This window comes from Nonomuraea sp. LPB2021202275-12-8 (assembly GCF_037044575.1).
In the GTDB taxonomy this organism is placed as follows: domain Bacteria; phylum Actinomycetota; class Actinomycetes; order Streptosporangiales; family Streptosporangiaceae; genus Nonomuraea.
The window spans coordinates 75,148-92,465 of sequence record NZ_JBAHWD010000021.1 but is presented as its reverse complement, the minus strand read 5'-3'; the positions used below and the strand labels follow the sequence as shown (position 1 = coordinate 92,465).

Annotated in this window: 16 protein-coding genes; 8 read left to right on the top strand and 8 right to left on the bottom strand. The window is 71.2% G+C overall.

Translation table 11 applies throughout. The annotated features are described in order from the left end of the window. Positions 1 to 140 precede the first annotated feature (140 nt). Positions 141 to 1,661 (top strand): M20/M25/M40 family metallo-hydrolase, encoded by a 1,521-nt coding sequence (locus tag V5E28_RS31500; protein WP_336212315.1) that lies wholly within the window; start codon positions 141 to 143, stop codon positions 1,659 to 1,661. A gap of 55 nt (positions 1,662 to 1,716) precedes the next feature. Here V5E28_RS31500 and V5E28_RS31495 read toward each other — a convergent pair whose 3' ends face one another. After that, on the bottom strand, positions 1,717 to 4,104 hold the full coding sequence (locus V5E28_RS31495; protein WP_336212313.1) for a M28 family peptidase: 2,388 nt from the start codon (positions 4,102 to 4,104) through the stop codon (positions 1,717 to 1,719). A gap of 123 nt (positions 4,105 to 4,227) precedes the next feature. On the opposite strand from V5E28_RS31495, the gene V5E28_RS31490 reads away from it, so the two are divergent. From V5E28_RS31490 to V5E28_RS31480, 3 genes are read left to right on the top strand one after another with little or no spacing between them, the layout of a single operon-like run. Then, entirely contained in the window at positions 4,228 to 4,797 is a 570-nt protein-coding gene (locus V5E28_RS31490; RefSeq protein WP_336212311.1) for an ArsR/SmtB family transcription factor, read from the top strand. A 5-nt stretch (positions 4,798 to 4,802) separates the two neighbouring features. Further along, positions 4,803 to 5,735: an NAD-dependent epimerase/dehydratase family protein gene (locus V5E28_RS31485; RefSeq protein WP_336212309.1), complete on the top strand. Its 933-nt coding sequence runs from the start codon at positions 4,803 to 4,805 to the stop codon at positions 5,733 to 5,735. A 58-nt stretch (positions 5,736 to 5,793) separates the two neighbouring features. Next, positions 5,794 to 6,360: a dihydrofolate reductase family protein gene (locus tag V5E28_RS31480; RefSeq protein WP_336212307.1), complete on the top strand. Its 567-nt coding sequence runs from the start codon at positions 5,794 to 5,796 to the stop codon at positions 6,358 to 6,360. Here the strand turns inward: V5E28_RS31480 and V5E28_RS31475 are convergent. Then, positions 6,353 to 7,009 carry a helix-turn-helix domain-containing protein gene (locus V5E28_RS31475; RefSeq protein WP_336212305.1) on the bottom strand — a complete coding sequence of 219 codons (657 nt, stop codon included), beginning with the start codon at positions 7,007 to 7,009 and terminating at the stop codon, positions 6,353 to 6,355. The genes V5E28_RS31480 and V5E28_RS31475 overlap by 8 nt on opposite strands. Before the next feature lie 105 nt (positions 7,010 to 7,114). Between V5E28_RS31475 and V5E28_RS31470 the strand changes: the two genes are divergently transcribed. After that, a complete protein-coding gene (locus tag V5E28_RS31470; protein ID WP_336212304.1) occupies positions 7,115 to 7,915 on the top strand; it encodes a class I SAM-dependent methyltransferase in 801 nt (266 codons plus the stop codon). A 6-nt stretch (positions 7,916 to 7,921) separates the two neighbouring features. Here V5E28_RS31470 and V5E28_RS31465 read toward each other — a convergent pair whose 3' ends face one another. The 5 genes from V5E28_RS31465 to V5E28_RS31445 are packed head-to-tail and all read right to left on the bottom strand — an operon-like array spanning position 7,922 to position 12,579. Then, positions 7,922 to 9,202, bottom strand: coding sequence for an ABC transporter substrate-binding protein (locus tag V5E28_RS31465; RefSeq protein WP_336212302.1), 1,281 nt, complete (start codon positions 9,200 to 9,202; stop codon positions 7,922 to 7,924). A gap of 5 nt (positions 9,203 to 9,207) precedes the next feature. Then, a complete protein-coding gene (locus tag V5E28_RS31460; RefSeq protein WP_336212300.1) occupies positions 9,208 to 10,233 on the bottom strand; it encodes a branched-chain amino acid ABC transporter permease in 1,026 nt (341 codons plus the stop codon). After that, entirely contained in the window at positions 10,230 to 11,111 is an 882-nt protein-coding gene (locus V5E28_RS31455) for a branched-chain amino acid ABC transporter permease (protein ID WP_336212298.1), read from the bottom strand. Before V5E28_RS31455 ends, V5E28_RS31460 begins: the two co-directional genes overlap by 4 nt. A gap of 2 nt (positions 11,112 to 11,113) precedes the next feature. Further along, positions 11,114 to 11,824 (bottom strand): ABC transporter ATP-binding protein, encoded by a 711-nt coding sequence (locus V5E28_RS31450; RefSeq protein ID WP_336212296.1) that lies wholly within the window; start codon positions 11,822 to 11,824, stop codon positions 11,114 to 11,116. Further along, positions 11,821 to 12,579 (bottom strand): ABC transporter ATP-binding protein, encoded by a 759-nt coding sequence (locus tag V5E28_RS31445; RefSeq protein WP_336212295.1) that lies wholly within the window; start codon positions 12,577 to 12,579, stop codon positions 11,821 to 11,823. The genes V5E28_RS31450 and V5E28_RS31445 overlap by 4 nt, the downstream gene beginning before the upstream one ends. 209 nt (positions 12,580 to 12,788) lie before the next feature. On the opposite strand from V5E28_RS31445, the gene V5E28_RS31440 reads away from it, so the two are divergent. From V5E28_RS31440 to V5E28_RS31430, 3 genes are read left to right on the top strand one after another with little or no spacing between them, the layout of a single operon-like run. Next, positions 12,789 to 14,144: a PucR family transcriptional regulator gene (locus tag V5E28_RS31440; RefSeq protein ID WP_336212293.1), complete on the top strand. Its 1,356-nt coding sequence runs from the start codon at positions 12,789 to 12,791 to the stop codon at positions 14,142 to 14,144. Next, positions 14,141 to 15,661 carry a long-chain-fatty-acid--CoA ligase gene (locus V5E28_RS31435; RefSeq protein WP_336212291.1) on the top strand — a complete coding sequence of 507 codons (1,521 nt, stop codon included), beginning with the start codon at positions 14,141 to 14,143 and terminating at the stop codon, positions 15,659 to 15,661. The genes V5E28_RS31440 and V5E28_RS31435 overlap by 4 nt, the downstream gene beginning before the upstream one ends. Before the next feature lie 17 nt (positions 15,662 to 15,678). After that, positions 15,679 to 16,587, top strand: a complete 909-nt coding sequence (locus V5E28_RS31430; protein ID WP_336212289.1) for a rhamnogalacturonan acetylesterase — start codon at positions 15,679 to 15,681, stop codon at positions 16,585 to 16,587. Here V5E28_RS31430 and V5E28_RS31425 read toward each other — a convergent pair whose 3' ends face one another. Continuing rightward, a complete protein-coding gene (locus tag V5E28_RS31425) occupies positions 16,588 to 17,238 on the bottom strand; it encodes a TetR family transcriptional regulator (RefSeq protein ID WP_336212287.1) in 651 nt (216 codons plus the stop codon). It lies immediately after the preceding gene. Positions 17,239 to 17,318 lie beyond the last annotated feature (80 nt).

The following is a 17,318-nucleotide window of genomic DNA, read 5'->3' as shown; positions in this document are numbered from 1 at the left end:
AGGTCGCGGTATTAACTTCCCTTAGGCACGCAATCGGGGGATTGAAGGTGCCGTGCATAACTTTCTCTAGCCATCCACCGAGATGGTCCCGCGCTCACTCCGCGCATGACTGCATCAAGTTGTCCCAGGGGAAGTCCGACATGATCGCTCGTTTTCGGAAAAGCGCCATCCGTGCCCTCACGTTGGTCACGGCACTATCCCTTCCCTTCGCCCTCGCGCCTCCCGCCAACGCCGGAATCGTCGACGAGGCCGCCGCGAAGCTGCTCGTGAAGAAGGTCACGGGCACCAACGTCAACAAGCACCTGCAAGCCTTCCAGGCGATCGCCACCGCCAACGGCGGCAACCGCGCGGCGGGCACGTCCGGCTACGACGCCTCCCGCGACTACGTGGCGAACAAGCTCCGCAAGGCCGGTTACAAGGTCACCCTGCAGCCGATCAACTTCGTGGAGAGCTGGACCGAGAACTCCCCGCCCGTCCTGACCGCGGGCGCCAAGACCTACGTCCCGAACGAGGACTTCTTCACCTTCCAGCCCTCCCCGGCGGGCGACGTGACCGCGCCGGTCCAGGGCGTCGACCTGACTCTGCCGCCCACTCCCACCCCGACCTCCACCAGCGGGTGCGAGCAGTCGGACTTCACCGGCTTCCAGGCCGGCAACATCGCGCTGATCCAGCGTGGCACCTGCCCCTTCGCCACCAAGGTGCGCAACGCCGGGTTCGCCGGCGCCTCCGGGATCATCGTCTTCAACGAGGGTCAGCCGGGCCGGACCGATGCCAACCCGCTGGACATCGGCGAATGGCGCGCCGCCATCCCGATGGTCTACGCCGACTTCTTCGTCGGCAACGAGCTGGCCGCGACGCCGGGCGCCACGATCCGCCTCAAGGTCGACTCCACCCTGGTGCTCGGCACCGACGACAACGTGATCGCGGAGAGCCGCTTCGGCGACCCGCGCAACGTCGTCATGGTCGGCGCCCACCTCGACAGCGTCCCCGAGGGCCCCGGCATCAACGACAACGGCTCGGGCAGCGCCGCCATCCTCGAGACCGCCCTGCAGCTGCAGCACTTCCCGGTGAAGAACAAGGTCCGCTTCGCCTTCTGGGCCGCCGAGGAGATCGGCCTGCTGGGCTCCGACCAGTATGTGGAGAGCCTCAGCCAGGCGCAGCGTGACCGCATCAGGGTCTATCTGAACTTCGACATGGTCGCCTCGCCCAACTACGCCTACATGCTCTACGACGGCGACGACTCCGACGCCACCGGCGCACCCGCCGGCCCGCCCGGATCGGCGCAGATCGAGGACCAGCTCGAGAACTTCTTCGGCAAGCGGAACCTGCCCACCATCGGCACCGACTTCGACGGCCGCTCCGACTACGGGCCGTTCATCGCGGTCGGCATCCCGTCGGGCGGCATCTTCACCGGCGCCGAGGACATCAAGACGGCGGAGGAGGCCGCGCTGTTCGGCGGTACCGCGGGCGTGGCCTTCGACGTCTGCTACCACCAGGCCTGCGACACGATCACGAACGTCAACGCGACCGCGCTGGACGTGAACTCCGACGCGATCGCCGACTCGACCGCCAGGTACGCCTTCAACCTCAAGTCCATCCCCGGCAGGGACGACGCGAGCATCGCCCGCAAGGGGGTCGCCGCCGCGGACGCCCGAAGCTGACGGCACGGTGGGCGGTCCCCCGGCGGGGGACCGCCCACCCTTCGGAAACCGGGGGTCAGACGACGCGGACCACCGTGACGGAGTCCGTGGGCAGCCCGCCGCCCGACGGCGTCATGTCCACACCCGGCGGGCGCGGCCGGTGGCCGGGGACGCCGTCGAGGCCGAGCGTGACGTCCGCGACCGCCATCCGGGGGCGGCCGTGCCCCTCGACCCGCAGCACGAACTCCACCCCGCCCGCCGGAGGCGCGAAGAACTGCACCTCGAACGGCCACGCCTCGCGGTCCTGGCCACTGACGGGCAGCGGCACCGGCGACTGTCCGGGCACCTCGATCGTCCCCCCGGTGATCCGGGCGTCGGCGTGCAGGTTGAGCTGGTAGGCGTTCCTGTGCGAACGCGCCCGCACCCGCAGCACGGTGGTGTCCCCCTCCCGTCGCTCCTGTAGGACGGTCAGCTCGGGAGCGGCCAGGTCCAGCGCCGGCGCCGGGCCGGTGCGCGGGGGCACCTGCTGGTAGGGCAGCGGCAGGTCCCAGGCGGCGGGCACGTTGGGCGCCTTCTCGGCCGCCCAGGGATGCGGCCGCTCGTTCATGCTCAGCCACTGGCCGGTGCCCGTGGCGGCGTCCAGCACGTACGCCAGGTGCGCCAGGCGGGGGCGATCCTGGCCGAACCCGTTCGCCTTCACCCCGACGCCCACCAGCGCCACGGCCAGCACCCCCGCCACCAGCGGACCGGCGGCGACGCGCCACCACCGGCCGCGCACCGGGCGGCTCCCGGTCCCGGTGACGGCGGCCAGGAGCGGCAGCGCCGACAGGGCTGCGAAGACGTAGAAGGCGGCGGCCGGTGCCGCCATCGCCAGCCCGGTGGGAGTGCCGAGCGACCGCGCGCCGATGGTGAACAGCACCATCCCCGGCACGGCGCCCACGGCCTGCACGACCAGGGCGAGCCCGGGCCGCCGCTCGCGCAGCAGGAGAGCCGCGCACCCGCCGGCGGCCCCGGCCAGCGCGGTGAGCGAGCCGTAGTGCGAGGCGCCCGGCATCAGGCCGGCCGCCGCCACCCCGATCACGGCCTGCCAGAACAGCGCCCCCACCGTGAGCGTCACCGAGCCGGACCAGCGGCGCAGCAGCACGTACCAGCCCCACACGACCGCGACCGCCATGGCGATCAGGGCCAGCCGGTACGGGCCGGGCACGTACGGATCGCTCACCAGATCCCCGTAACCGGGCTCCATGGCCACCAGCAACGGCCACAGCCCCGTGGCCAGAGCCACGCCGGCCAGGATGGGGACGGCGGCGAGGACCGGCGCGAGGAGCAGCCTGGGCACCGTGACCGCGAGCCCGGACGCGGGGCCGCCCCGGAGCCTGGCGAGCACCGCGTACGCGAGGACGGCGGCGGCGGCCAGCACCGCGAGCGGCGTCACCAGCGAAGCCGTGTAGCGGAACACCAGCCCGAAGGCGGCGAAGAACGCCTCGTCGCGAGGCTCCCGTAGCTCGCGGAGGTCGGCGGCGGCCACCTCGCGCACCATGGCAAGAGCGTTGTCGCCCTGCATCTGGAGCGCGGCGGGGTCGAAGGCCGCCGGGGTGTCACGCGGATGGTGGTAGTAGGCCCGCCCCCCGGCGAAGCCCAGGTCCACGCCGATCCACCCGTCCTCCTCCAGGACGGTCAGGTCGGAGTGGAAGCTGGTGGTGCGATAGGCGTCGACCAGCGCCGACTCCCCCACGGGGTACGGCATGGCGCGGGCGAACGCGCCGACGAGGCCGGCGCCGCCGGGGGTCACGTTGTAGACGGCGGACGGGGCGGCGTTGCCCGGCCCCTCAAGATTGATCATCACGCCGCCGCCGCGGCCCAGCGGGTGCGCGCTGAAGGCCTCGGCGCCGATCATCCCCGGCTCCTCGCCGTCGCTGAGCAGGAGGACGACGTCGTTGCGTGGCGGCCGGTCGGTGAGCAGGGCGCGGGCGATCTCCAGGATGGCGGCGACGGACGCCTTGTCGTCGCTGGTGCCCGGGGTGGTGGGGGTGGAGTCGTAGTGGGCGGCGAGCACGACGCGTCCGGTGGAGGCGGTGCCCGGGATGGTGGCGACGACGTTCTCGGCGAGCCCGGCGACGACGCCGCCGCCGAAGGCGTGCGCACCCGCGCCCGTCTGGACCTCCGGGCGCAGGCCGAGCCTGGTGAGTTCGGCCACGAGGTGGTCGCGGACGGCATCGCCGCCGGCCGAGCCGATGGGCGTGGGGCCACCGCTCGCGATGCGTTCCAGGTGTGGCCAGGCGCGCTGGGCGCTGAACTCGGACGGGGGCGCACCGGCCCCGGCCGGCGCCGGTGGCAGCTCGGCGAGCCAGGCGGCGACGGCCATCGCGACGACGGCGACCAGCGCGATGGCGGCGGGAATCCGGGGGGCGCGGCGCGCCGGGGCGGGGACCGCGGTCCCGGCTTGCGTGTGATGGGCATACATGAGTGCATAATGAATTGTGCACAGTGGATTCTGCAAGGTGCGCTGTGCACACTGGATGGCCGTATCCCAGGTGGGAGCGGGGGAAATTGCACAATCTATGTCCGGAAGGCTAGGTTGAGGCCCATGGCCGAGCACGTCGCGCGCAAGATCAACGACCTGGAGGCGCTCCGCACGCTCGCCCACCCCAGGCGCCAGCGCATCCTCGACCAGCTCAGCTCCCACGGTCCCGCGACCTCCGCCGACCTGGCCCGCGCCCTCGAACTCAACACCGGCGCCACCAGCTATCACCTGCGCGAGCTGGCCAAGCACGGCTTCGTCGAGGAGCTGCCGGACAGGGCGCACGGCCGCGAGCGCTGGTGGCGTTTCGTCCCCGCCGACCTGCGCTTCCCGCTGCGCAGCGAGCAGGACGAAGAGACCAGGGCCATCCTCGACGAGATGAACTCGCGCGCGATCGCCGACGACATGCAGAGCTTCCGCAGGGCCCAGACGGCCGTCGATCCGGGCGAGTGGGGCGACGCCTTCCCCTACTCACGGGGCACGATCCGGGTGTCGCTGGAGGAGCTGAGGCAGTTCTTCGAGGAGTACGTGGCGCTCATCATGAGATACGCCAAGCCCGCCGAGGAGGCCGGCGACGACGCCCGCCGCGTCCACACCCGCTTCTTCGCCTACCCGGACCCGCCGGACAAACCCTGACCGGCATGTGCCGCAATCAGCACGAGGAGATGCTCATGCGCGTCGTCGTCACAGGTGCACATGGCAAGGTGGGCCGCGCGGCCACGCGGGCGCTGGTCGCGGCCGGACACGAGGTGACCGCGGTCGACGTCACCCGGCCGGTCTGGGAGCGGCCCGAGCCCGGCGCACCCGCCTACAAGCAGGCGGATCTGACGGACGCCGGGCAGGCGTTCGCCGTGGTGCGCGGCGCGGACGCGGTCGTGCACGCCGCCGCGATCCCCGACCCCACCGCCAACCCGCCGCACGTGGTGTTCCAGAACAACCTGATGGCCACGTTCAACATGATCGAGGCCGCGATCGCCTTCGGCGCGACCCGGTTCGTGAACATCTCCAGCGAGACCGTGCCCGGCTTCTTCTTCGCCGATCGCCCCTTCCTGCCCGACTACGCGCCGGTGGACGAGGAGCACCCCATCCGGCCGCAGGACCCGTACGCGATCTCCAAGCACTTCGGCGAGCAGCTCATGGACGCGGCCGTGCGGCGGTCGGACATCCGGTGCGTCTCGCTGCGCCCGAGCTGGGTGCAGCACGAGGGCAACTACGAGCGCAACCTCGGCCCGTACGTCCGCGACGCCTCCGAGCCGAGCGCGGGCCTGTGGAGCTACATCGACGTGTACGACCTGGCCGACGCGATCGTGCTGGCCACCGAGTCCGAGTTGCCGGGGCACGAAGTGTTCTACATCGCCTCGCCCGACAACGCGGGCGGCCGCGACCTCGCCGAGCTCGTCAGGCAACACCACGGCGAGGCCATCCCGATCCGGCCGCTGAGCAGGCCCGACGCCTCCGGCATCTCCTGCGCGAAGGCCATGCGGCTGCTCGGCTGGCACCCCGAGCGGTCGTGGCGCGACTACCTCGACGACAACGGCCGCGCACTTTCCGGAAAAACTTCCGAGGACGTGTAGAGAACGCTCCGGCGGCTCCGACCCACTCGCGAAAGGGACCAGCGATGAGGAGCACGCCATGCGAAAGATCGTCTACTACGTCCACGTCTCGGTCGACGGCCACATCGAGGGCCCGAACGGCGAGTTCGACTGGGCGGCCATGGGCCCCGAGCTGTCGGACTACTCCGACGAGCTCTGCGAGCGGACCGACACCTTCCTCTATGGCCGGACGGTGTGGGGGGTGATGTCCTCCTACTGGCCGAACGCGGAGTCGATTTCGGACCACCCGCACGACCTGAAGTTCGCGCCCATCTGGCGGGCGCGGCCGAAGGTGGTCGTCTCCTCCACCCTGGAGAAGGTCGAGTGGGACGCCCAGCTGATCCGCGAGAACGTGGCCGAGGAGATCACCGCGCTCAAGGCGCGGCCGGGCAAGGACATCCTGCTCACCGGTGGCTCGAAGCTGATGTCCTCGCTCACCGGGCTCGGCCTGGTCGACGAGTGGCACATCGTGGTGCACCCGATCGTCCTGGGCGGCGGCCAGCAGCTGTTCCCGCAGCCGCAGGACCGCCTCGGCCTGCGGCTCGCCGAGACGCGCGTCCTCGACTCCCAGGCCGTGTTGCTCCGCTACGAGCCCGCGGTCAGCTGACGGGGCGCACCCGGGCGAAGGGGCTCAGCCTCCCCCATACGCCCAGCGTCCTGTCGAGCCAGGGCGGGCCGGTGACGGTCATGCCGCCGGCGAGCTGCGCGCTCGCCAGCGAGACGGCCCCGGTGTGCCAGCGCATCAGCCACTCGGCGTCGGCGGTGACGACGCCGTCCTCCTCGAAACCGGGTGGCTTGACGCACACCTCGTTCCCCTTGTCCGTCGCCACCAGCCAGTAGCGGTCGGGGCGGTGGCCACCGGTGAGCTCGAAGCGCACCACGATCCTGGGCCTGGGCAGGGTGGCCGGCTCGATCAGCCGCGACAGCGCCCACAGCATCAGGTACGGGTCCAGGTGCTCGGGCAGCACCTCCCGCCAGCGCGCCCCCCAGACGCCGAGTGCCAGGCACACCTCCGCGAGCTCGGCTCCGGCCCGCGTCAGGTGGTATTCGGACCCGCTGCGCTCGACGACGCCGTGGCGTTCGAGCCGGCGCAGCCGCTGGACCAGGACGCTGCGCGGCAGGCCGGGTGCGCCGTCGAGGATCTCGCAGAAGCGGTGGCAGCCCACCATGAGGTTGCGCAGGATGATGGGCGTCCAGCGCTCGGCGAAGACCTCGGCGCCCAGCGCGATCGGGCAGTACTGGCCGTATCCCTTCACCTTTCCACCATCGCAGGCGGCCTCCCGGCGGGTAAGTACGGATTTCGTACTTCCGCCGTCCGCGCGCGGGGCGGAGCCTGAAGGCCCCGGAAGGAGGAGGACATCATGAGGAGCGCACGCGAGTTCTGGGCGATGGGCGACTACACGCCGATCGGTGAGCTGATCTCGGAGCTGGGCCGGGATCTCGTCGCGGCCTGCCCGATCACGCCGGGCCAGAGGGTCCTGGACGTCGGCGCGGGCACCGGCAACGCGGCCATCGTGGCGGCCGAGCGGGGCGCCGAGGTGGTGGCGGCCGACGTGACGCCCGAGCTGCTCGCCATCGGGCAGCGCCTGGCCGCGAAGAAGGGCCTGGAGCTGGAGTGGAGAGAGGCGGACGCGCAGCGGATGCCGTTCGCCGACGGGGAGTTCGACGTCGTGCTGTCCTGCGTGGGGGCCATGTTCGCGCCCGACCACGAGGCGACGGCGGACGAGCTGCTGCGGGTGTGCCGGGGCACGGTGGCCATGGCCAACTGGACGCCCGGCGGCTCGGCCGGCGCGTTCTTCGACATGCTCGGACGCCACTCCCCCGCGCCGCCGCCGGGCGCCTCGCGGCCCACCGCCTGGGGCGAGCCGGAGCACGTCCGCCTGCTGCTCGGGCGGCCGGGGGTGCGGCTGGAAACCGCCGTCAGGAACGTGCGCCTGACCTTCGACGGCACGCCGAGGGAGCTGTTCGAGGTCTACCGGGACAACTTCGCCCCGGTGCTGGCCGTACGCGAGGGGCTGGACGCCGAAGGGGCCGTCGCCTTCGACCGGGACCTGCTCGCCTTCACCACCACGGAGAACCGGGCGGCGCCGGGCGAGCCGGTCCACTACGAGTACGAGTATCTGCTCGTGCTCGCGACGAAGGCGGACGGCCCCGACGACTAGAGGGGATCAGCCGGTCAGCGGGCCGAACTCCTTGCGCGTGTCGATGACCTCGCCGAAGAGCTCCCACCGCTCGCCCTTGAACTTCATCAGCTGCATCGACTCGATCGGGAAGCCGTCACCCTGCGCGGTGTCCAGCTTCACGCCCGGCAGCAGCATGTCGACCTGGACGCCCTGGAGGCTGCGCACGGAGTCGCGCAGCCCTTCCCGGGTGGGACACTTGGCCGCCTCCATCGCCTTGTGGAAGCTGCTGGCCACGGCCCAGCCGAAGGTGTGGTACGGGATGTTGGGATCGGCGCCGGGGGCGTACTGCTCCATCTTCTGCCTGTAGAGCTTCATCTCGGCGTCGTTCTCCCACGTGGGGTCGTTCGGGTCCTTGTAGTAGGAGGACGACACGACGCCCTGCACGTTCTCGAAGCCGACGGGCTTGAGCACGGTGATGGAGGCGGCCACGTTGTTGACGATGTGCAGCGGGTTCCACGAGGTGTTCTTGGCGTCCGCGGCCAGCGCCTGCGAGCCGAACTTGGGCGTGGTGATGTTGAGGAACACGTCCGCCTTGGACTCGGAGAGGTTGCGCATCTGCGGGTCGACGCTCGGGTCGGAGACCTCGTAGCTCTGCTCGGCGGCGATGGTGACCTTGGTGCCCGAGATGGCGTTCTTGAAGCCGCTGAGCAGGTCCTTGCCGAAGTCGTCGTTCTGGTAGAGGACGGCGACCTTGGCCTCGGGCTTCTCCGTCTTGAGGTACTGGGCGTAGACGCGGGCCTCGGAGACGTAGTTGGGCTGCCAGCCGATGGTCCACGGGTGGGCGCCGTCCAGGCCCCACTTGGAGGCGCCGGTCGCGACGAAGATCTGCGGCACCTTCCGCTGGTTGGTGTAGTCCCAGGTCGCCGTCGTCGAAGGCGTGCCGAGCGTCTGGAAGAGCGCGAACACCTGCTCCTGCTCGACCAGCCGGCGTGCCTCCTCGACCGCCTTCGGCGGCTGGTAGCCGTCGTCACGCACGACCAACTCGACCTTGCGCCCGCCGATGCCGTTCTTCTCGGCGTTGACGTAGTCGAAGTAGGCCTTGATGCCCTTGGGTATGTCGCCGTACGCGGACGCGGGCCCCGACAGCGGGTAGATGCCGCCGAGCTTGATGCTCGTGTCCGTGATGCCGGTCGTCTGCTGTCCCTGGCACTGGCCCGCGGCCGCGGTGGCCTGTGTGCCGCCACCGCTCTCCCGCCCCCCGCAGGCCGCCGCGGCGATCAGCAGGGTGGCCGTCACGGCCGTACGGCCGATCGCAGATAAACGCATCCCTTTTACCCCTTCCGGAGGGTCTTCTTGATCGAATGAGCCGCGCGCCCTGCCAGCCCGGCGAGACCGGTCGGAGCGACGTACATCACCGCGATGATCAGCAGGCCGAAGATGACGCCGGGCGCGGCCTTGTTGATGTCCTGCGAAATGCTCGGCACGTACATCACGAACAGCGCGCCGAGCAGCGGGCCGGACAGCGACCCGAGACCGCCGACGACGATGCCGGCCAGCAGGGTGATCGAGAGCGTGACCACGAACGAGTCCGGGGAGACGAAGCCGATCACCCACGTGTAGACGCACCCCGCCGCCCCGGCGAACATCGCGCTCCAGGCGAAGGCGAGCGTCTTGTAGAACGACAGCCGCACGCCCATGACCTCGGCCGCGGCCTCGTTGTCGCGGATGGCGTGCAGGGCGCGGCCCACCCGCGACCGCAGCAGGCCGGCCGCCAGCACGAACGAGATGAGGGCCACGGCCAGCGCCAGGAAGTACAGCCACTGGTCCTCGGCCAGCCCGGTCCACGCCGGGGGCACCGGTTTGGGCAGCGTCAGCCCCATGGAGCCGCCGGTCACCTCCTCGAACCGCTTGAGCAGCGGCACCAGGAAGATCGCGATGGCCAGGGTGACGAGGGCCAGGTAGAGCCCGCGCAGCCGCATCGCCGGCAGGCCGAGCGCGAGGCCGAGCAGGAACGCCACCCCGGCCGCGATCGGCAGCGTCACCAGGTAGGGCACGTCCCACCGGTCGAGCAGGATGGCCGCGCCGTAGGCGCCGACGGCGAAGAAGGCGCCGTGCCCGAGCGAGATCTGGCCGGCGTGCCCGACCAGCAGGTTCAGCCCCAGCAGCGCCACCGCGTAGACCAGGACCATGGTGAGCTGGAAGACGTGGAACGGCACGAGCTGGAAGGGCGCGAAGACCGCCGCCGCCAGCAGCAGCCCCGCCACGGCCCACCGCCAGCGTGCCGTGGCCGCCCGAACCGGCGCCTGCCCCTGTGTAGGCACATCGGCCCGGCCCGTCACTTTCGTCGACTCGCTCATGCCCGCTCCACCACCGCTCGCCCGAACAGGCCCTGGGGCCGCAGCAGCAGGACGCCGAGGATGATGAGCAGCGGCACGCCCACCTTGAGGTCGGACCCGATGGCGCCGACGTACGCGCCGGCCAGGGTCTCCGCGACGCCCACGATCAGGCCGCCGACGACCGCCCCGATCGGGCTGTCGAAGCCGCCGAGGGTGGCCGCGGCGAAGGCGTAGATCAGCACGCCGCCCATCATGTTCGGCTCCAGGAACAGCAGCGGGGCCACCAGCACTCCGGAAACCGCGCCGACGGTGGCGGCGAGCCCCCAGCCGAGCGCCAGCGTCCAGCCGACCCGGATGCCGACGAGCCGGGCCGAGTCGGGGTTGGTCGCCACCGCCCGCATCCCCAGGCCGATCTTGGTGTGCTGGAAGAGCAGGTACAGCAGCCCCATGACCAGCCCGACGACCACGAAGATGCCGAGGGTGGAGAAGCCCACGCTGAGCCCGCCCGCCTCGATCGCGCCGCTGGGGAACGGGTTGGGGAAGTCCTTGATGAGGAACGACCAGATCCAGCCCGCGGCGGCGTTGACGAAGATGAACAGCCCCACGGTGACGATCACCACGGTCAGCTCGGGAGCGCCCTCCACCGGCCGGATGATCACGCGTTCGATGAGCATGCCGCCGACGAACGACACCGCGAGCGCGAGCGCGAGGGCCAGCCAGAACGGCACGCCCACGGCCAGGAACTGCCAGGCGATGTAGGCGGAGAACATCGCCAGCTCGCCCTGCGCGAAGTTGACGATCCCGGTGAACTGGTAGATCAGCACCAGCGCCAGTGCCAGGCTGGCGTAGATGGCGCCCGCGCCGAGCCCTTCGATGATCTGTTGCAGGAATCCGGCCATGCCTAAACCCGGTATCCGAGGTAGGACTGGGCGACCTGCTCGTCCGCCTGGATCTGCGCCGCCGTGCCCGACAGGACGATCCTGCCGGTCTCCAGGACATGCGCCTGCTGGGCGATGCCGAGGGCGAGATGGGCGTTCTGCTCGACGACGACCACGGTGGTGCGCTCCTCTTCGTTGATGGCCCGCACGATGCGGAACAGCTCGCGGGTGACCAGCGGGGCGAGGCCGAGTGACGGCTCGTCCAGCAGGAGCAGCCGGGGGCGCAGCATGAGCGCCCTGCCGAGGGCGAGCATCTGCTGCTCGCCGCCGCTGAGGCTGCCCGCCGCCTGCTTGAGCCGGGGTTTCAGCGCCGGGAAGTAGCCGTAGATGCGCTCCAGGTCGGCTTCCACGCCGTCGCGCCGTACGTACGCGCCCAGGCGCAGGTTCTCCTCGACGGTCAGCGGCATGAAGGTGCCCCGCCCCTCGGGGACGTGCGCGACGCCCTGCCTGGCCAGCGTGTCCGGTGACCTGCCGAGCAGCTCGGTCCCGTCGAGCCGGACGCTACCGCGGCCCTTGACCACGCCGGACAGCGCCCGCAGCAGGGTCGTCTTCCCCGCGCCGTTGGGGCCGAGGATGGCGCAGATCTCGCCCTCGCCCACGGAGAGGCTCACGCCGTGCAGCACCTGCGCGCCGCCGTAGCCGGCGTACAGGTCCGACACCACCAGCTCGCTCATACCGCCGTCCCCAGGTAGGCCTCGATGACGCCGGGATCGCGCTGCACCTCCGCCGGTGGCCCTTCGGCGATCTTCTTGCCGAAGTCCAGGCAGACGATCCGCTCGCAGGTGCTCATGACGAAGCCCATGTGGTGCTCGACCACGACCACGGTCAGGTCGAGCTCGTCGCGGAGGGCACGCAGGGTGCCGGCGAACTCCTCCACCTCACCGGAGTTGAGCCCGTTGACCGGCTCGTCGAGCAGCAGCAACTGTGGCCGCCCGATCAGCGCCCTGGCCAGCTCCACCCGCTTGAGCGTGCCGAACGGCAGCCCGGCCGCCGGATGGTCGGCCACCTCGCTCAGCGACAGGCGGTCGAGCATGGCGTCCGCGTCGGCGCGCAGCCTGCGCTCCTCGCGGCCGACGCCCGGCAGGCGCAACCCCGCACTGAGGAATCCGGACCGCCCGCGATGGTGCGCGCCGACGAGCACGTTGTCGCGCACCGAGATGCGCGGGAACAGGCCGAGATTCTGGAAGGTCCTGGCGATGCCGAGCGCGGCGATGGCGTGCGGGGCCATGGCCAGCAGGTTCGCGCCCTCGTACAGGACCGTTCCCGCGTCGGCGTCGTAGCGCCGGGTCAGGCAGTTGAACAGGGTGGTCTTGCCGGCGCCGTTCGGTCCGATGAGCCCCACCATCTCACCGCGTGCCACGGAGAAGCCGACGCCGTCCAGCGCGGTGATGCCTCCGAAACGGACGGTAAGATCGTGTACTTCCAGCATCCGGCCTCCTGAGGCGCTGCGAGCGGAAGAATGTTCTGAAGTTGGGGTCAGCGTAGGATCCGGCCGTAACAGACCGCATTGGGTACGGTCACCCAACATGTGACAGGAAGGTTGTCCGCCGAGCACAGCGACTGTCTCGGACCGGTTACGACCCGTTGACCTGTCCGCAACCAGCATGGATCATCCCGGGCATGTCCAGTGGTTTCAGCATGGAAACGTTCACTGGTGTGGAGCCGGTGCGCGCCGAGCGCGCGCGGATCCTCTCCGAGCTGCTCGCCGACCTCGACGAGCTGGCCGCCATGGCGGTCGCGACGATGCGCGCCGAGATTCCCGCCTACGCGGCCCAGGACGAGCCGTTCCTGGCCGACGTCCGCGACCAGGTGGCACGCCACTACCGCAGCAAGCTCGCCGTGCTGCTCGAAGACAGGACGGTGACCCTGGACGACATCGCCTTCACCCGGCAGGCGGCGACGCGCCGGGCGCGGGCGGGGCTGGCCCTGGCCGACTACATCAACGCCTTCCGCGTCGGGCAGCAGGTCTTCTGGGAGTCCGTGCTCTCCCGGGCCGGCCACTCGTTCGCCGGGCACGAGGCCGCGCTCTCACTGGCGGCTCCGCTGATGCGCTACTGCGACTTCGCCAGCACGCACGCGGCCAACGCCTACATGGAGTTCCAGCAGTACGCGGCGGCCGAGGCGGTACGCGAGAGCCGGGACCTGCTGGAGACGCTGCTGGCCGGGACGGTTCCGACGCGCGGCCCGCAGCTCGCCGCCGCGCAGGCGCACGGGCTGGCGCCGGACTGCCGCACGCCGGTGCTCGTGGTCGTGGCGGTCGTGCTCGGGCTGCGCACCGCCGTGCCCAGAGGCCCCGACCGGGGCGCCGACGCCCGGCACGCCGCCTGCGCGGCGATCGCCAGGACCGGCGGCCACGGCGCGCGCACCCTGTCGGTGGTACGCCAGTCGGAGATCGTGGCCATTCCCGTGCTCGGCCCGGGCGGCGACCCGGAGGAGCTGTGCGACCGGCTGCAGGCGCTGCGCGAGACGCTCCTGGCCGAGGGGATCGTGCTGGCGATGGGCATCAGCACCGTGGGCGCGGGCATCGCCCAGATCCCGCAGGCCTATCAGGAGGCCCGCGCGGTGCTGGACTTCCTGCCGGAGGACGGCGGGGTGGCCGCGCTGCCGAGGATCACCCCGTTCCAGTATCTGGCGCTGCGCGCCGACGACACCGCCCGGCATCTGGTCGACCCGAGGATCACCACGCTGCTGGACGAGGACCGGGCGCGCGGCGGCGTGCTCACCGCCACCATCCGCGCCTTCGCCGGCGCCGACCTGAACCTGCGCACCGCCGCCGAGCGGCTGCAGATCCACCCCAACACGGCCCAGTACCGGCTGCGCCGGATCCAGGAGCGCACCGGCCTGAGCCTGCGCCGGATCAACGATCTCGTCGAGCTGCTCGTGGCGATCGCACTGCAGGACTCTCTGCCTCCTGGCACCAATCCCGAGCGGAAAAGACTGGCTACCGCGACCAATGAGGACCGAGGGATCGCGGACGTACGGTCGTTGTCATGAACCTCGCCGACCGGCTCCACTCCTCCGCCGAGCGACTCGGCGAAAGGGCGGTCCTCACGCTGGACGAAGCGGTGCTCACTTACAGCGCTCTCGAGCTGATGACCGCGCGCGTCGCGACGCTGCTGCGGCGGCGCGGCATCGGCGTCGGCGACCGGGTGGCGATCATGCTGCCGAACGTCCCCGAGTTCGCCGCCGTCTACTACGGGGTGCTGCGGATCGGGGCCGTGGTGGTCCCGATCGATCCGCTGCTGCGGAAGCGCGAGATCGCCTCGTACGTCGGGGACTGCGGGGCCAGGCTGCTGGTCGCCTGGCACGCGTTCGCGGAGGTCGCCGAGGCCGGGACGGCCGGCACCCGCACCGACTGCTTCTTCGTGGTCCCCGACGAGTTCCGGCGCCTGCTGCGCGGCCTGCCCGCCGAGACGGAGATCACCCCGAGGGCGGCCGGCGACACCGCCGTCATCCACTACACCGCCGGCACCACCGGCCGGGCCAAGGGCATCGAGCTGACCCACGGCAACCTCGGAGGCAACGCCGAGACCGTCGCCCGCATGCACGCGCTGGGGGTGGACGACGTGGTGCTCGGCGCGCTGCCGCTCTATCACTCCTTCGGCCAGACGTGCTCGCTCAACGCCACCGTGCACGCAGGCGCGCGGCTCACGCTGATGCGCCGGTTCGAGGCCGGCCGGGCGCTGGAGGTCATCCGGCGCGACGGGGTCACCGTGTTCCAGGGCGTGCCCACGATGTACATCGCGCTGCTCGACCACCCGGGCGCCTCCGACATGTCGCTGCTGCGCGTGTGCGTCTCGGGCGGCGCGCCGCTGCCGCTGGACGTGCTGCGGGCCTTCGAGACGCGCTTCGGCTGCCGGATCGTGGAGGGCTACGGGCTGAGCGAGACCTCCGCGGTCGCCGCCACCAACCGCAGCGGCCAGGGCCGCCGGCCCGGCTCGATCGGCTGGCCGGTCAGGGGCATCGAGATGCGCGTGGTGGGCGAGGACGGCGACGAGGTTCCGTGCGGCGAGATCGGCGAGATCGTCATCCGGGGGCCCAACGTGATGAAGGGCTACTGGAACAACCCCGCCGCCACCGCCGAGGCCATCCGCGACGGCTGGTTCCGCACCGGCGACCTCGGCAGGGTCGACGGCGACGGCTTCTTCTTCCTGGTCGACCGCCGCCGCGACGTGATCATCCGGGGCGGCTACACGGTCTATCCGCGTGAGGTGGAGGAGGTGCTCTACGAGCATCCCGCGGTGCGGCAGGCCGCGGTCATCGGGGTGCCCCACGCCGAGCTCGGGGAGGAGATCGCCGCCGTGGTGGCGTTGCGGGCACCGGTCGACGCCGACGTGCTGCGCGAGTTCGTCAAGGAACGGGTGGCCGCCTACAAGTATCCGCGCCATATCTCCTTCGCCGACGAGCTGCCGGTCAGCCCGACCGGTAAGATCCTCAAGCGCGCCATCGCGCTGCCGCTGAGCACGCTCACCCCGCCGGCGCGTGCCAGCGGGCGTGCCGGCCGCGGCTGAGGTGCGCAGGAGGACCCGTGAAGCCGATCATCCACACCTTCGACGTCGCCCCGGGGCACTACGACGTCTGCGTCGTCATCGGGGGCGCCACGACGCAGGTGCTGGCCGAGGCCAGACGGTTGATGGCGACCGCGCCGCCGGGTGACCGGCCGGCCCGCCGGGCCTTCACCGTCAACGTCCGCACGCCGGAGAGCCAGCAGAACGGCTGGGAAGGCGACGGCTGCCCCGGCCTCACGCTGACGTTCACCGGGCCGGCGCCCGAGGTGAGCGCCATCGATCTGATCAGGACCCGTGGCCGCGCGCTGTTCCTGGCCGGCGACTCCACCGTCACCGACCAGGCGAGAGCGCCCTTCACGGGCTGGGGGCAGCGGCTGCCGCGCCACTTCCGGCGCGGGCTCTCCGTGGTCAACCACTCGGGCTCGGGCGAGAGCTCGGCCTCGTTCCTGGCCAAGCCGCAGATGTGGGCCGACATGCGCGAGCAGTTGAGCCCTGGCGACGTGGCGCTGATCCAGTTCGGCCACAACGACAAGCAGACCAGCGCCGTGGAGTTCCGCTCCAACCTCACCAGGATCGTGCACGGGGTCGAGGCCAAGGGCGCGGTGCCGGTCCTGGTCACGCCCGTGGTGCGGCGCCGGTTCGGCGACGCGGGCCTGGACTCCGACGGGCTGATCGTCAACGGGCTCGGCGTGGACCTGCCCGCCGAGATGCGCGCCGTCGCCACGTCGCAGGGCGTGGCGCTCATCGATCTCACCGTGGAGAGCCGGAAGGTCGTCGAGGATCTCGGCCCCGAGGGGTCGAAAAGCCTCTATCTCACCAGGGAGGAGCAGGACGACACGCACACCTCCGAGCACGGCGCCACGGTCTTCGCCGACCTGGTCGCGACCGGCCTGCGCAGGCTCGGGCTGGTCACCAGCCACATGATGTGATCAGGCCGGCCGCTCCGGGCTCGCCTGCGAGGATCTCAGCCAGCGCAGGGCTCCCCTGGACAGGGCGACCAGGACGTCGACCGCCTCCTCGATCTCGGGATAACGCCCCTCCATATGGCCGAGAGCCAGCGCGTTGGTGGCCGCGTTGATCCCTTCGGCGATCATCTCCAGTCGGCGGCGGTCGCGCTCGTTGTCGGCGGTGTAGCCGAGCGCGGCCAGGTCGGCCGCGTGGTGGTCGCGGTAGACCGTCGCGGTCTCGACGGCGAAGTCGCGCAGCGAGGACGACGGGTCGTGCCGCGCGCGCAGCAGGATGCGCAGCAGCTCGGGGTGGCGGGAGATGGCGTCGATCGGGATGCGGAAGGTGTCGCGGTGCCGTTCGGTGTCGCTGGGGGACTCCCGCGCCTGGCGGCGGGCCTCGCGCATGGCCCGGCGCAGCTGCTCGCCTCCCTCGTCGCCGAGTGCGCGCAGCAGGTCCTGCTTGTCCCTGAAGTGGACGTAGAAACTGGACTGCGCGATGCCCGCGGCCTTGGCGACCTTGACGGTGGTCAGGCCGGCCTCGCCCTCCTTGTCGAGGATCGCCAGCGCCGCTCGGATGAGCCTGCGTCTGGTGAGATCCTTGGCCTCGCTCCTGGTGAGCGGTGTGTTGGTCACAGGCCACCTTCTCTCGTCCACCGATAACTGTAGCTAGCCAACTCCCCGATAACGATCGTCATTCGGCTCTTGTGCGATTT

Excerpts from the sequence above, each read along its gene's own strand:
- V5E28_RS31490 (WP_336212311.1), top strand. The coding sequence starts at position 4,228 with ATGGCCGAGCACGTCGCGCGCAAGATCAACGACCTGGAGGCGCTCCGC.
- V5E28_RS31485 (WP_336212309.1), top strand. The coding sequence starts at position 4,803 with ATGTGCCGCAATCAGCACGAGGAGATGCTCATGCGCGTCGTCGTCACA.
- V5E28_RS31440 (WP_336212293.1), top strand. The coding sequence starts at position 12,789 with ATGGAAACGTTCACTGGTGTGGAGCCGGTGCGCGCCGAGCGCGCGCGG.
- V5E28_RS31470 (WP_336212304.1), top strand. The coding sequence starts at position 7,115 with ATGAGGAGCGCACGCGAGTTCTGGGCGATGGGCGACTACACGCCGATC.
- V5E28_RS31480 (WP_336212307.1), top strand. The coding sequence starts at position 5,794 with ATGCGAAAGATCGTCTACTACGTCCACGTCTCGGTCGACGGCCACATC.
- V5E28_RS31445 (WP_336212295.1), bottom strand. The coding sequence starts at position 12,579 with ATGCTGGAAGTACACGATCTTACCGTCCGTTTCGGAGGCATCACCGCG.
- V5E28_RS31495 (WP_336212313.1), bottom strand. The coding sequence starts at position 4,104 with ATGTATGCCCATCACACGCAAGCCGGGACCGCGGTCCCCGCCCCGGCG.
- V5E28_RS31435 (WP_336212291.1), top strand. The coding sequence starts at position 14,141 with ATGAACCTCGCCGACCGGCTCCACTCCTCCGCCGAGCGACTCGGCGAA.
- V5E28_RS31500 (WP_336212315.1), top strand. The coding sequence starts at position 141 with ATGATCGCTCGTTTTCGGAAAAGCGCCATCCGTGCCCTCACGTTGGTC.
- V5E28_RS31465 (WP_336212302.1), bottom strand. The coding sequence starts at position 9,202 with ATGCGTTTATCTGCGATCGGCCGTACGGCCGTGACGGCCACCCTGCTG.
- V5E28_RS31450 (WP_336212296.1), bottom strand. The coding sequence starts at position 11,824 with ATGAGCGAGCTGGTGGTGTCGGACCTGTACGCCGGCTACGGCGGCGCG.
- V5E28_RS31455 (WP_336212298.1), bottom strand. The coding sequence starts at position 11,111 with ATGGCCGGATTCCTGCAACAGATCATCGAAGGGCTCGGCGCGGGCGCC.
- V5E28_RS31460 (WP_336212300.1), bottom strand. The coding sequence starts at position 10,233 with ATGAGCGAGTCGACGAAAGTGACGGGCCGGGCCGATGTGCCTACACAG.